General features: G+C 65.5%; 12 protein-coding genes. 6 read left to right on the top strand and 6 right to left on the bottom strand.

Annotated features, from left to right (window positions below):
- Positions 1-237: 237 nt before the first annotated feature.
- On the bottom strand, positions 238-564 hold the full coding sequence (gene trxA, locus ACYVGS_RS11410) for a thioredoxin family protein (protein ID WP_460588803.1): 327 nt from the start codon (positions 562-564) through the stop codon (positions 238-240).
- 167 nt (positions 565-731) lie between these two features.
- Here trxA and ACYVGS_RS11405 point away from each other — a divergent pair, with 167 nt between their 5' ends.
- The gene (locus ACYVGS_RS11405) at positions 732-1,088 is read left to right on the top strand and encodes a GIY-YIG nuclease family protein (RefSeq protein ID WP_460588802.1); all 357 of its coding nucleotides are present in this window, start codon (positions 732-734) and stop codon (positions 1,086-1,088) included.
- On the opposite strand, the gene ACYVGS_RS11400 is transcribed toward ACYVGS_RS11405, so the two are convergent.
- Positions 1,015-2,949 carry an ABC-F family ATP-binding cassette domain-containing protein gene (locus ACYVGS_RS11400; protein ID WP_460588801.1) on the bottom strand — a complete coding sequence of 645 codons (1,935 nt, stop codon included), beginning with the start codon at positions 2,947-2,949 and terminating at the stop codon, positions 1,015-1,017. The two genes, ACYVGS_RS11405 and ACYVGS_RS11400, sit on opposite strands and share 74 nt — an antisense overlap.
- Positions 2,950-3,074: 125 nt before the next feature.
- Positions 3,075-3,686: an aldolase/citrate lyase/malate synthase family protein gene (locus ACYVGS_RS11395; protein WP_460588800.1), complete on the bottom strand. Its 612-nt coding sequence runs from the start codon at positions 3,684-3,686 to the stop codon at positions 3,075-3,077.
- A gap of 135 nt (positions 3,687-3,821) precedes the next feature.
- On the opposite strand from ACYVGS_RS11395, the gene ACYVGS_RS11390 reads away from it, so the two are divergent.
- The 3 genes from ACYVGS_RS11390 (at position 3,822) to ACYVGS_RS11380 (ending at position 6,673) form a co-directional block, all read left to right on the top strand.
- Positions 3,822-5,351, top strand: a complete 1,530-nt coding sequence (locus ACYVGS_RS11390; RefSeq protein WP_460588799.1) for a DUF3612 domain-containing protein — start codon at positions 3,822-3,824, stop codon at positions 5,349-5,351.
- Entirely contained in the window at positions 5,348-5,812 is a 465-nt protein-coding gene (locus ACYVGS_RS11385; RefSeq protein ID WP_460588798.1) for a TIGR02444 family protein, read from the top strand. The genes ACYVGS_RS11390 and ACYVGS_RS11385 overlap by 4 nt, the downstream gene beginning before the upstream one ends.
- A gap of 87 nt (positions 5,813-5,899) precedes the next feature.
- Positions 5,900-6,673 carry a peptidylprolyl isomerase gene (locus ACYVGS_RS11380; RefSeq protein WP_460588797.1) on the top strand — a complete coding sequence of 258 codons (774 nt, stop codon included), beginning with the start codon at positions 5,900-5,902 and terminating at the stop codon, positions 6,671-6,673.
- 49 nt (positions 6,674-6,722) lie between these two features.
- Here the strand turns inward: ACYVGS_RS11380 and ACYVGS_RS11375 are convergent, their stop codons facing one another.
- Positions 6,723-7,217, bottom strand: coding sequence for a disulfide bond formation protein B (locus tag ACYVGS_RS11375; protein ID WP_460588796.1), 495 nt, complete (start codon positions 7,215-7,217; stop codon positions 6,723-6,725).
- 83 nt (positions 7,218-7,300) lie between these two features.
- Positions 7,301-8,887 carry a glutamate--cysteine ligase gene (gene gshA / locus ACYVGS_RS11370; RefSeq protein WP_460588795.1) on the bottom strand — a complete coding sequence of 529 codons (1,587 nt, stop codon included), beginning with the start codon at positions 8,885-8,887 and terminating at the stop codon, positions 7,301-7,303.
- Between the two features lie 210 nt (positions 8,888-9,097).
- Between gshA and ACYVGS_RS11365 the strand changes: the two genes are divergently transcribed.
- Both ACYVGS_RS11365 and ACYVGS_RS11360 read left to right on the top strand, forming a co-directional pair.
- Complete coding sequence (locus ACYVGS_RS11365; protein ID WP_460588794.1) at positions 9,098-10,780, top strand: BamA/TamA family outer membrane protein; 1,683 nt, start codon at positions 9,098-9,100, stop codon at positions 10,778-10,780.
- Between the two features lie 105 nt (positions 10,781-10,885).
- A complete protein-coding gene (locus tag ACYVGS_RS11360; protein WP_460588793.1) occupies positions 10,886-12,028 on the top strand; it encodes a PilT/PilU family type 4a pilus ATPase in 1,143 nt (380 codons plus the stop codon).
- Between the two features lie 15 nt (positions 12,029-12,043).
- On the opposite strand, the gene ACYVGS_RS11355 is transcribed toward ACYVGS_RS11360, so the two are convergent.
- The gene (locus ACYVGS_RS11355) at positions 12,044-12,250 is read right to left on the bottom strand and encodes a hypothetical protein (RefSeq protein WP_460588792.1); all 207 of its coding nucleotides are present in this window, start codon (positions 12,248-12,250) and stop codon (positions 12,044-12,046) included.
- Positions 12,251-12,287 lie beyond the last annotated feature (37 nt).

Genomic DNA, 12,287 nt, shown 5'->3' with positions numbered 1-12,287 from the left:
GGTCTGTTTTCAGGGAAGAGGGAATTCCACGGTGCACACAGGCAAAACAGGGCCGGGCAGGACCCGCGTCGGGCAGTTGAATGCAGCGTTGGATAGTTGAGTGGCAGAGTTATTATTGACACCCGGAGATGGGCGGCAGTAGGAAATTTAGCACGCCTCCAGTGGGGCGTCTACACATTCTTGACGTCGCTGGCAGGAAGTGCGGGCCCGGTCGTCGTGGACCGGGCCGGGCGGATCTCACATGACATCCTTGATGAAATCGATCAGCTGGCTCTTGGACAGGGCGCCGACCTTGGTAGCTTCGGCATTGCCGTCCTTGAACACGATCAGCGTGGGGATGCCGCGGATGCCGAACTTGGGGGGAATGTCGGGATTGGCATCGACGTCCACCTTGCACACCTTCAGCTTGCCCTGGTATTCCTCGGCGATTTCGTCCAGTACCGGCGCGATCATCTTGCAGGGGCCACACCATTCTGCCCAGAAGTCCACCAGTACGGGCAGCTCGGCGCTGAGGACTTCCGCGTCGAAGCTGGCGTCGCTGACGTGTACGATGTTCTCGCTCATTGTGATCTCCCTTGGAAAATGGTGTTGGCCGCAGTGCCGCGTGGTCAGGGGTGTCGACAGTCGCGTGGGCGGCTCGAAGCGGCAATGATACCATCGAGACTCGACCGCACAACCGGCGCGTCTGGAGTTTTTCGTTATGACCTTATTCCCGCCAGTGGCCTGAATCGATGTCGGAGGGGCCTCTGTCCAGCACTTCCCCGGCCGTAGCAGCCCGCGGTTGGTGGGTCTACCTGCTGCGTTGCGCCGATGGCAGCCTCTACGCGGGAGTGACCACGGACCTGGAGCGGCGCCTGGCCCAGCACAACGGCCAGCGCCCCGGGGGGCCGCGTTTTACGCGTGGCCGACGGCCGGTGGCATTGTGCTGGTACGAGCCCGCGGCCGACCGCTCCGCGGCGCAGCGCCGGGAAGCGGCGATCAAGCGCCTGTCGCGCACGGCGAAGCTGGCTCTGGTCAGTCGTCCAGGTCTTCCAGTTCCTGCTGCAGTGTCAGCCACTGCTCTTCCAGGTTCTCACTCAACAGCTTGAGCTCGCCCTCCTCGCGCAGCAGGGTCGCCACCCGCTCCTTGTTGTCCCCGTTGTAGAGCTCGGGGTCGGCCAGTTGCGCGCGAATGGCGCTGAGATTTTCCTCGGCCTTGGCCATCTCGCTTTCGGTGCGTGCGAGCTGTTTTTGCAGAGGGCGCTGTTTTTCCCGGCGCGCGGCGGCCTGCTGGCGCTTCTCCTTGCGGCTGCCGGCGTCGTCTCCGGAGGACTGCTGCGTAGCTGGCTGGCTCTCGGTCGACGCTTCCGGCTCGCCGCTGCGGCTGCCGCTGTTGTCGCGCAGGCCCGACAGAATCCAGCGCTCATAGGCGCGCAGGTCTTCCTCGTAGGGTTCGACTCGACCGTCGTGGACCAGCAGCAATTCGTCGGCAGTATTGCGCAGCATGTGCCGGTCGTGGCTGACCAGCACCAGCGCGCCCTGGTAGCCCTGCAGGGCCATCTCCATGGCATTGCGCATGTCCAGGTCGAGGTGGTTGGTGGGCTCGTCGAGCACCAGCAGGTTGGGGCGCTGCCAGACCACCATTGCCAGGGCAAGACGGGCTTTTTCACCGCCAGAGAAAGGTGCGATGGGGCTGGTGGCCGCATCGCCGCGGAAGTTGAAGCCACCGAGGAAGTCGAGCACGGCCTGCTCCCGCGCGTCCGGGCTCAGGCGCAGGATGTGCTGCGCCGCGCTGGCCTCGAGGTCCAGGGCCTCCAGCTGTTGCTGGTCGAAGTAGCCGACGCGGCAGTGCTCGCCGGTCTGGCGCTCCCCGGCCCGCAGCGGCAATTTGCCGATCAGGCTTTTCAGCAGGGTCGATTTGCCGGCGCCGTTGCGGCCCAGGAGGGCGATGCGGCTGCCGGGGCGCAGCATCAGACTGATGTCACGCAGAATCGTGGTGCCGGCGTAGCCGAGGTCCGCGTGGTCCAGGCGCAGCAGGGGGTCGGAACTTTTCCCGGGTTCGGGAAAGACGAAATTGAAGGGCGAGTCGATGTGCGCCGGCGCCAGTTGCTGCATGCGCTCGAGCTCTTTCAGTCGACTCTGTGCCTGGCGCGCCTTGGTCGCCTTGTAGCGGAAGCGGCGCACGAAGTCCTCGATCTGGGCGATGCGCTGCTGCTGTTTCTCGAAGCTGGCCTGCTGGTTGGCCAGATGCTCGGCGCGCAGTCGCTCGTAGTCCGAGTAATTGCCCTTCCAGGTCAGCAGCTGCTCGCCCTCGATGCTCAGGATGCGCTCGCAGGTGGCGTCGATGAAATCGCGGTCGTGGGAAATCATCAGCAGGGTGCCGGGGTAGGACTGCAGCCAGCTCTGCAACCACAGTGTGGCGTCGAGGTCGAGGTGGTTGGTGGGTTCGTCGAGGAGCATGAAGTCCGAGGGTGTCATCAGCGCGCGGGCCAGGTTCAGGCGGATGCGCCAGCCACCCGAGAAGTCGCTGACCGGGCGCGCGGCGGCGCCATCGGGGAAGCCCAGGCCCTGCAGCAGTCGCTCTACCCGGCGCTCGGCGTCGTAGCCCTGGCAGGCTTCCAGGGCGTTGTGGATCTCCGCCGCGCGGGCGAAATCACCGGTCTGCTCCGCCGCTTCCAGCGCCGTCACCAGACGGTAGAGTTCACCGTCCCCCTGCAGGACATAGCGGCCCGCGGGGAGGTCCGTGGCGGCGACCTCCTGTGCCATGTGTGCCAGGCGCAGGTTGCCGAGACCCTCGATGTCGCCGGCGTCGGCGGGCAGTTCCCCGAGCAGCAGGGCAAACAGGCTGGATTTGCCACTGCCGTTGGCACCGATCAGCGCCAGGCGCTGGCCGGGTTGCAGAGTGGCGTTGGCGCCGTGGAGCAGCAACTTGCTGCCCCGGCGCAATTCGATATCGCGGAGTATGATCATGAGGCCGGCGATTCTACGCCGGCCTGGCGGCGCCCGCCAGCGTCAGCGGGGCTGGATGGGCAGGCAGGACGGGCCGGCCGCGCAGGCGGGATCGGGTGCCTGCGCGGGTCGGCCCGCGGTTGCCGTCAAACCAGCTGACGGTTCTGGGTCAGGTAGTCCTCGCCACCGGGGGTGCGGAAACTGCGGTCGCTGCGCGGGCGGTGCAGGCGCGGCGACAGGGCGTCCGCCAGGGTCAGTGTGCTGTCCAGCAGCGTATCGATTGCGGCCAGTGCCGTGTGCGGCTGGCAGTCGCCTTCATCCACCCGCGCTTCGATCTGCAGATTCTGCAGAGCCCGGGCGCCGTTCTCGCAGCCCGAGCTGTCCACCTCGAGCTCGATGTGCAGATCACCGGCCTTCAGCAGCAGCGAGCTCGGTTTTTCCCGCGACCCGGTCAGGGCCACCAGTTGGCCCGATTGCTGTAGGCCGCTGCTGCTGCCATCCGCGAACAGCGCGAGCAGCTGGTGGTAGTAGACCAGGTACTCGCACACCTCGCCGTGGGAGCCGGATTTGAGCGGAAACAGCGCATCCAGCTGCTGCAGGATGGCCTGCCGCGCGGGGGCTTCGCGCTCCTCCAGGCGCCCCAGCAGGCGGTTCATGTCCACCCAGTAGCTGGCGCCGTTGGCGGGCTGCACAGCAGTGTGCAACGCCGCAGGGTGGGGCTGTTGTGCTTGGCTCTGTATCTGCGTTGCGGTGGTCATGGGGCTTACCTCGTGTCGCCTTCTCGGGCGCTGCTTCGTGAATGAGGCCGCGGGCTTTCCCCGACGGCGAAGCTAGTGTATAAAAGTCGTGATTAAAATTTCACAAAAGAAATTTGACAGTGTGAATTTCACAAAATGAAGACAACCGGCCCCCTGACCCGCAAGTCCCATTTCCTCGGGACCAAGATCCGCAGCCTGCGCAAGCGCGTGGGCCTGACCATGGAGGACCTGTCTGCGCGCTGCATAAAAGTGGATGCAGACCACGCCCCCTCGGTGTCCTACCTGTCGATGATCGAGCGCGGCAAGCGGGTCCCCAGCGCGGACATGCTCGAGGTGATTGCGGCGGTATTCCAGAAGGATGTGCAGTGGTTCCTGGACGATGCCCCCGAGGACGAGCACATTGCACCGGTCAAACAGGGTCGCGGGGGCATTGACGGCATGGCCCTCGAGCCGGGCTTTCTGTTTTCCAGTGACATCCTGCAGATCGCCATCCCCGAGCTGCTGGCCCAGACCGGTACCACCGGCCGGCAGTTCGCCCACCTGCTGATCCGGGCGCACCAGGAGCACCACCGCAACCATTTCCCGGATCTCGAGCGGGCCGCCGACGAGGTGGGGGGCAAGCGCCTGCCGCTGACGGTGGACGATCTGCTGGAGATCCTGCGGCACATGGATCTTGACCTGCGCTGGTTCCAGCGCGCGCCGGAGGCCCTGCAGGCCTCCGCCGACTACCACCGCGGCAATATCGTGCGCTCCTACTTCGAGCCGCCGGGCACCATCTGGCTCAACGAGAGCCTCAAGGCGCAGCCGGCGCGGCTCAAGTACGACCTGGCCATCCACATCGCCCACTGCGTGCTGCACAACCGCGATGGCCTGAAGAGTGTGCTGTATGCCGGCCGCGACATGAACGTCAACCTGCGCGACCCGGCGGCGCCTCACCGCTCGTCCATGGTGGACTCCCGGGACATCCTCTACGCCTGGCGGGACTTCGAGTGCAGCTTTTTTGCCGGCGCATTGCTCTGCCCCCGGGTTCCCTTCCGTCAGTTGCTGGACAGGAACAGCCACGAGGTGTCCATCAGTCAGCAGATCGAGGTGTCCGCGTCAGTGGTGATGCGCCGGATGACCGCGGTCTCCCCCTATCCCCACTGGCACTACTTCGACGCCTATTCCCCGGGGACCCTCAAGGCGGTCTACCGCGCCAACGGCATTCCGCTGCCCTGGGGCAACATGCGTCACGTCGAGGACCCCTGCCAGCACTGGTCGGTCTTCAACCAGCTCAACCGCCGCGAGCCGGGCACCGCGGCGCAGCTGTCGGTGATGCAGGTGAAGGATGCCTGGCATCTCTACGCCTGCGAGTCCCTGCGGGTCGAGGACATGGCCGGCAACGGCCATGTCCTCTGCGCGGGGGTCGATCTCAATCCGGCGATCGAGGCCCAGGGCCGCGAGCCGGCCGAGCTGGCGGAGGCCGTGCAGCGGGCCTGTGTGGCGGCGGGCGGCTCGGCGCCGGTGCCCGGCGCGGTGCGCCGCGAACTGCAGCGCATCGCCGGAATTCTGAACATTGCCTGGGTTGCCCGCAGCGCCGAGGTCGATGCCCAGCTGATCTGCCCCCGAGGCGCGGTGTGTCCGCGCGTGCCGTCCTGCTACCCGACGGGGGGCTGCCAGTCGTGAGCCATCCCCTGTGGGAGTTTGCGCTGGCGCACTATGCGCGTGGCGCCGTTAAAGCGGCCTGTTTGTCGGCCCAGGATCGCTGCGGAGCCGACGTCAACCTGTTGCTCTACCTGGCCTGGTTACAGCGGCAGGGCCTGGCCCGCCCGCGCAGAGAGTGGGACCAGCTGGTGCGCGAGCTCGGCGACTGTCGGCGGGCGGTAACCGCTGTGCGGCGCTTGCGCCGCGGCGTGTCCCGCGCGGCGGATCCGGAGCGGGCCGAACTGCTGGCCCAGCTGCGCGCCAGCGAACTGTCCCTGGAGCAGCTGCAGTTGGCGATGATCCACGACTGGCACCGGCAGTGGCCGGCGAGCCGGGCCGAGGCGGACAGCCTGCGGCGGCAATTGTTGTGGCTGGTGCCTGCGCTGGAGGGATGCCCCGAGCTGATCGCGGACCTGGTCGCCTGCCTCGAACCGGTGTCGTGAGCGCGCCGGGCGGGGCTGGTACTCGCCGGGGCGAGGGTAGTATGATCGGGAGTCTTTACATTCACCCAACCCCACAGAGTGTTCTCTATGAAGAAATATGCACTGCCGCTGGCCATTGCCTCGACCCTGGCTTTGCAGGCCTGTAACCAGTCTGCCCAGGAGGGTGCGGACAGCGCGGATACGGGCGCGGCTGAAGTCGCCCTCGACAACCAGACCCAGCGCCTGAGCTATGGCATGGCCTACGGTCTGGGTCAGCGCCTGGCCTCGGATGAGGTGCCGCTGGACATCGCTGCGTTCTCCGCCGGCCTGCAGGATGCGGTCGACGGCAGCGAGCCGCGCATGACCGCCGAAGAAATTCAGGCGGAAATGCAGGCCTATCAGGAGCAGGCGATGGCGGAGCAGCAGGCCCAGCTGACCGCCGCGGGTGAAGCCAACCGCGCCGAAGCCGAGAAGTTCCTGGCCGAGAACGCCGAGCGCGAAGGCGTGATTGTCACCGACTCGGGGCTGCAGTACGAAGTCATCGAGGAAGGTGAGGGCGCCAGTCCGGGGCCGGAGGATACCGTGGAGGTGCACTACACCGGTACCCTGCTCGATGGCACCGAGTTCGATTCCTCCCGCAAGCGCGGTGAGCCGGTCACTTTTGGCGTGACTCAAGTCATCCCCGGCTGGACCGAAGCCCTGCAGCTGATGTCTCCCGGCGCCAAGTACAAGCTCTATATTCCCTCCGAGCTGGCCTATGGTGAAGGCGGTGCTGGTGGCGTGATTGGCCCCAACTCCGCGCTGATCTTTGACGTCGAGCTGCTCTCCGTACCCAGCCAGGAAGCCGGGGACGCTGAAGCCGGGTCCGACAGCGAGGGCTGAGGCCTTCCGGTGGTTTGATGCTGACGGGGCCTGCGGGCCCCGTTTTGCGTTATGCGCGGCGCAGCAATTGCCAGAGGTTGATCAGGGCGATGGCAGCGAACAGCAGCAGGGTCTGCAGCGGTATGCTCATGCCCAGAAAGGTCCAGTGCACATCTGCGCAGTTGCCGTCACCCATCATCACCATGCTCAGGGTTTCCCGGAAGGGCAGGGTCTCCAGCATGTACTCGAGACTGGGACCGCAGGCCGGGACCTGATCTTCGGGCAGGCTTTGCAGCCAGACGTGGCGGGCGGAGACCGCCCCCCCGCCAATGGCCAGCAGGACCCCCAGGCCGGCGTAGATCCGGCGTCCCAGGGCGCCCGCGCCGTGCAGGGCCGCGAGCAGGGCGACCAGACCGCCGGCGACCACGAAAACGCGCTGGGTGATGCACAGCGGGCAGGGGTTAAGGCCCACACCGTGTTCCAGCCAGGCGGCGAACAGCATGGCGACCACGGCCAGCAGGGCCAGGCCAAAAAATACCCATCGGGGCTTCAGTAGGTGCTGCATGTCTTGGCTTCCCTGATGATAAGCGAGTGTGAAAAAAGGCAGCTACTGTGACCACTGGCGGCCCGAGGAGTGCCCCAGTGCACTCAAAGTGCCCGGTACTGTGCGTAGTAGGCCGCGAGATAGTCCTCGAAATTGCAGTGGTCATCGGCCTCGACCGCTCGCTGGGCTGCCAGGGAGCGGGAGGCCTCCGCTGCGTAGGCGCGCTCCGCCTCGGGCGACAGCCCGCGTTGCCGGAAGTGCGCCGCCCAGCGTTCGCTGTAGCCCATGGCCAGGCGGAAGAAAGGCAAATCCGCCTCGCGCATTTCGCGCAGCACACGGGCCGAGGGGGTCAATTCCGCATCCGCCACCTTGCTGCGCTGGGCATTCAGGGCCGCGTGGTAGGCCTTTCCCCCATGGGCGGTATCCAACAGGTCGGCGATGCCCGTCATGCGCTGCAGCAGCTCCTCGGCCAGTGCCTGCAGGCTGCGGGGGCCCTCCGGAGTATCCAGTTCGAGACCCGGTTCGCGCCCCTGGTTGACGACCTTCTCGAGATTGCTGGCCTGCAGGGCCTTTTCGGTTTCCTCGCAGGCCGGGCTTTCCTCCAGCATGCAGTACAGCAGGAAACAGTCGAGGAAGCGGATCTGTTCCGCGTCGATGCCCACCGGCAGGAAGGGGTTGACGTCGATGCAGCGCACTTCAATGTATTCAATACCGGCCCGGTGCAGGGCATTGAGCGGAGTCTCGCCGCTGCGGGTGACACGCTTGGGGCGAATGGTGCTGTAGAACTCGTTCTCGATCTGCAGCAGGCTGTCATTGAGCTGCTGGTAGTCGCCGTCCCGGCCATTGCCAAACGCGCGATAGGCCTTGTGTGGCTGCAGAATCGCCTCGCGCAAGGTATGGATGTAGCTGTCCAGGCTGTTGTAGCAGACGTTCAGTCCCTTCTGGGCCTCGCTGTTGTAGCCCAGGCCGCCCATGCGCAGGGCAGTGCCCCAGGGGCGGTGCAGGGTCTTGCCGGCGGTGTCAAAGGGTTCCAGCCCGTGGTCCTCGCGGCCGCGCAGGAAGCTGCTGCATACCGCGGGGGAGGCGCCGAAGAGGTAGATCAGCAGCCAGGACCAGCGGCGGAAGTTGCGGATCAGGCCCAGGTAGCGCTCGGTGATGTAATCGCGCCGCTCACCGGGGCTGCCGGCGTCTTCCCAGGCGCGCTGCCAGTAGGCCTCGGGCAGGGAGAAGTTGTAGTGAATGCCGGCAATGGTCTGCATCAGACGCCCGTAGCGGTGACCGAGCCCGTAGCGGTAAACGGTCTTCATGCGGGCGACATTGGAGCTGCCGTACAGGGCCACCGGGATACTGTCGTCGCCGTTGACGATACAGGGCATGCTGGCCGACCACAGCAGCTCGTTGTCCATATGCCGGTAGACGAAACTGTGGATGTCCGCCAGGGTGTCGAGGGAATCGTCGATGCCGGTGCTCACCGGGGTGATGAATTCCAGCAGCGCCTCGGAATAGTCCGTGGTAATCGCGCTGTGAGTGAGCGGGGAACCCAGGGCCGCCGGGTGCGGGGTCTGCGCCAGGCGCCCCTCCGGGGTAATGCGCAGGCTCTCTTTCTCGATGCCGCGCTGCAGGTTCCTGAGCAGTGCCGGGTAGTCCGGGCCGGCGAGAACCGCCAGCTGCTGTTGCAGGTGCGAAGCCAAGCAATACTCCTTGCAGGTCGAGAGGGCACACCGGAAGGGCCGCATCCCGCTTCCAGAGCGGGGCAAGTGTAGCTGTCAAATGTGAACGAGTACAGGCAGCCGGCGATTGTCCCGAGGCGTCGGGCCAGCTATCTTAGAGCCATGAGTAGCGTGTTCCGGCAGCGTCGCAGTCCCCCGGGGAGCCCTTGCGCAGGCCGCTGGTTGCTGTGTGTGTTGATCGGGCCCCTGGCGCCGCTGGCCCTCTCGGCGAATCCCGTCGCCCCCGCCGAGACGGCGTGTCGCGAGGCGCCGCCCCAGGACACCACGGAGAGTTTCCGCTTCCGACCTTCCCCCGCACACCAGGCTCTGGCCGAGGCGATTCCCGAGAATGCGCGAATCCGCAGTATTCGCCAGCAGCGGCATACCGTGTTCAACCTGGATGACCCGGCGGAGGACGTCACCCTCTACCGCTGGGCCAACCAGTTGCACAGCGTGACCCGGGACTGGGTGATCGAGGATCACCTGCTGGTGGAAGAGGGCGAGGTCTACGAGCAGGCGCGGGTGGACGAGTCCGAGCGGATACTGCGCGACCTGGGCTTTATCTACGACGCCGAGGTTCGCCCCTGGCGGGTCTGTGGCGACGCGGTCGATCTCGAAGTGATTACCCGGGATATCTGGACCTTCACGCCGATGCTGTCGGTCGGCCGCAGCGGCGGCGAGAACAAGTATGCCTTCGGTTTCCGGGATGCCAATTTTCTCGGCACCGGCAAGCAGATCATCCTGATGCACGAGAGTGATGACGAGCGCTCCGGCAATACCGTTCGCTACGTCGACCCGAACATCAATGGCACCCGCTGGCGCGGCCGACTGTCGATCACCGAGAACGACGACGGTTACGAACACGGCCTGCGCCTCGAGCGGCCGTTTTTCTCCGTTTTTGAGCCCTGGGCGGCTGGCGGCGATCTCAATCGCAGTGAGCTGGAGGAAAAGCTCTGGTTCCGGGGCGACGAAGTCGCCGAGTTCGATCACGAGGTCGAGCACCTGTCCGCCTGGGGCGGCCTCGCCTCGCCCACGCGGGAAGATTACCGTGTCGGCCGCTGGCGCTTCGGCTACACCGTGGAAACCCATGCCTTCGACTTCAGCGACTCGCCGATTCCCCCGACCAGGCTCCCCGAGGATCGCGACTACAGCTATCCCTGGGTCGGCTACGAGTCCACCGAGGATGAGTATGTCGAGCTGCACAATTTCAACTACATGGCCCGCACCGAGGATGTCTACGTCGGCGAGCGCTACAGCTGGACCCTGGGCTGGTCCGGCGAGGCACTGGGCGGCAGCCAGGACCAGCTGGTCTTCGGCGCCAGTTACGGCAATACCCTGCTGGTGGACGAGAGTCGCCTGTGGACGCTGGATGCGCGGGTCAATGGCTTCTGGGGGGTGGATGGCAGCGACTTCGAGAACCTCCAGTCCAGCGTCGAGACCCGCTACCTGCACAAGCAGGCTCGGCAGTGGGCGGCCTTCGCCCGCCTGCGCCTGGATTACACCGACGGGCTGACCGGCGAGCGCCAGCTGACGCTGGGTGGCGACACCGGCCTGCGCGGTTATGAGCAGCACTACCAGGTGGGCGACCGGGCCTTTCTGCTCAACCTGGAAGAGCGCTATTACTCCAACTGGCACCCTTTCCGTCTGTTCCGGGTGGGTTTTGCCGCTTTTGTCGATGTCGGTCGCGCCTGGTTCGAGAACGGCGACAACGGTGACAATGGCGGCGTCCTCGGCAACGCCGGCTTCGGCGTGCGCCTGAATTCCAGCCGCGCGGAAAAAAGCGCGGTGATTCACATCGACGTGGCCTTTCCCTTCGTCACCGACGATGACGTCAGCAGTACCCAGGTCCTGTTCACCATCCGCGACCGTTTCTGACCCGCGAAGTGCCGATTTCCGCGAGCATGGCTTGCCGCCGTCCGACGGGGTGCTAGAGTAGGGCGCTCGGCGGCCCGGCAGTGACAACATGGAGGAAACGACACGGTGCGCATCAGTGAATGGCTTAAGACTCTGGCCAGCGAGGGTGGTTCGGACCTCTACCTGAGTACCGGGGCTCCCCCCTGTGCCAAGTTTCAGGGCAAGTTGCGCCCGATTGGTCGCGAGGTGCTCAAGCCCGGCGAGATCCGCGCCATCGCCAACGAGGTGATGGATGCCACCCAGCGGGCGGCCTTTGAAGAAGAGCTGGAAATGAACCTGGCGATGTCCCTGCCGGGCCACGGGCGGTTCCGAGTCAATATCTTCATGCAGCGCAACGAGGTCAGTATCGTCGCCCGGAATATTGTCGCGGAGATTCCCAGTTGGCAGAACCTGCGGCTGCCGCCGGTGCTGATCGACGTGATCATGCGCAAGCGCGGTCTGGTGCTCTTCGTCGGGGCCACGGGTTCGGGCAAGTCGACCTCGCTCGCGGCCCTCATCGATTACCGCAACAGCAACAGTGCCGGGCACATCGTGACCATCGAGGACCCGGTGGAATACATCCACAACCACAAGAAATCCATCGTCAACCAGCGGGAAGTGGGCGTGGATACGCGCAATTGGCACAACGCGCTGAAGAACACCCTGCGCCAGGCCCCCGACGTGATCCTGATTGGCGAGATCCGCGATCGCGAGACCATGGAGCACGCCATCGCCTTTGCCGAGACCGGGCACCTTTGCATTTCCACCCTGCACGCCAACAACGCCAACCAGGCGCTGGACCGGATCATCAACTTTTTCCCCGAGGAGCGCCGCGGGCAGCTGTTGATGGACCTGTCCCTGAACCTGCAGGCCTTCGTCTCCCAGCGACTGATCCCCACCGTGGACGGCAAGCGCTGCGGTGCCTTCGAGGTGCTGTTGGGCTCCCCGCTGGTGGCCGACCTGATCCTCAAGGGGGAGATCGACGGCATCAAGGAAGTGATGAAGAAATCCGAGAATCAGGGCATGAAGACCTTCGACAGTGCGGTGTTTGAGCTCTGGGAAGAGGGCCTGATTTCGGAAGAAGAAGCGCTTCGCAACGCCGACTCGGTCAACAACCTGCGCCTGCGCATCAAGTTTGCCCGGGAGGGCAGCAAGCGCGGCCCCGACGGCAGCCTCAACCTGAGCATTGAAGGTGACGACGAGGGCGACGCGCCACCGCGCGTATTCTGAAGACCGGCGAAGACCTCAGCTCAACAGCTTGTGCAGGATAAGTACCGCGAGCAGGCTCCAGAGGCCAATCAGCAGACGCAGTTGCCAGGTTCGCTTAGGCGGGGCCTGGTCCTCGTCGCCGCTATCCTCCCGCGCCATGTTGAAGGAGCCGCAGGCCGGACAACTGCCGGCCTGACCCGCGCGCTCCCCGCGATAGCTGCACTCCCTGCACTGGTAGCGCATGGTGTTGTTCTCCCCTGTGAGCCCCCGCTGCCCGGTA

The sequence above is a fragment of the Haliea atlantica genome, assembly GCF_054779855.1.
This window is presented reverse-complemented; position numbering and strand designations above follow the sequence as displayed.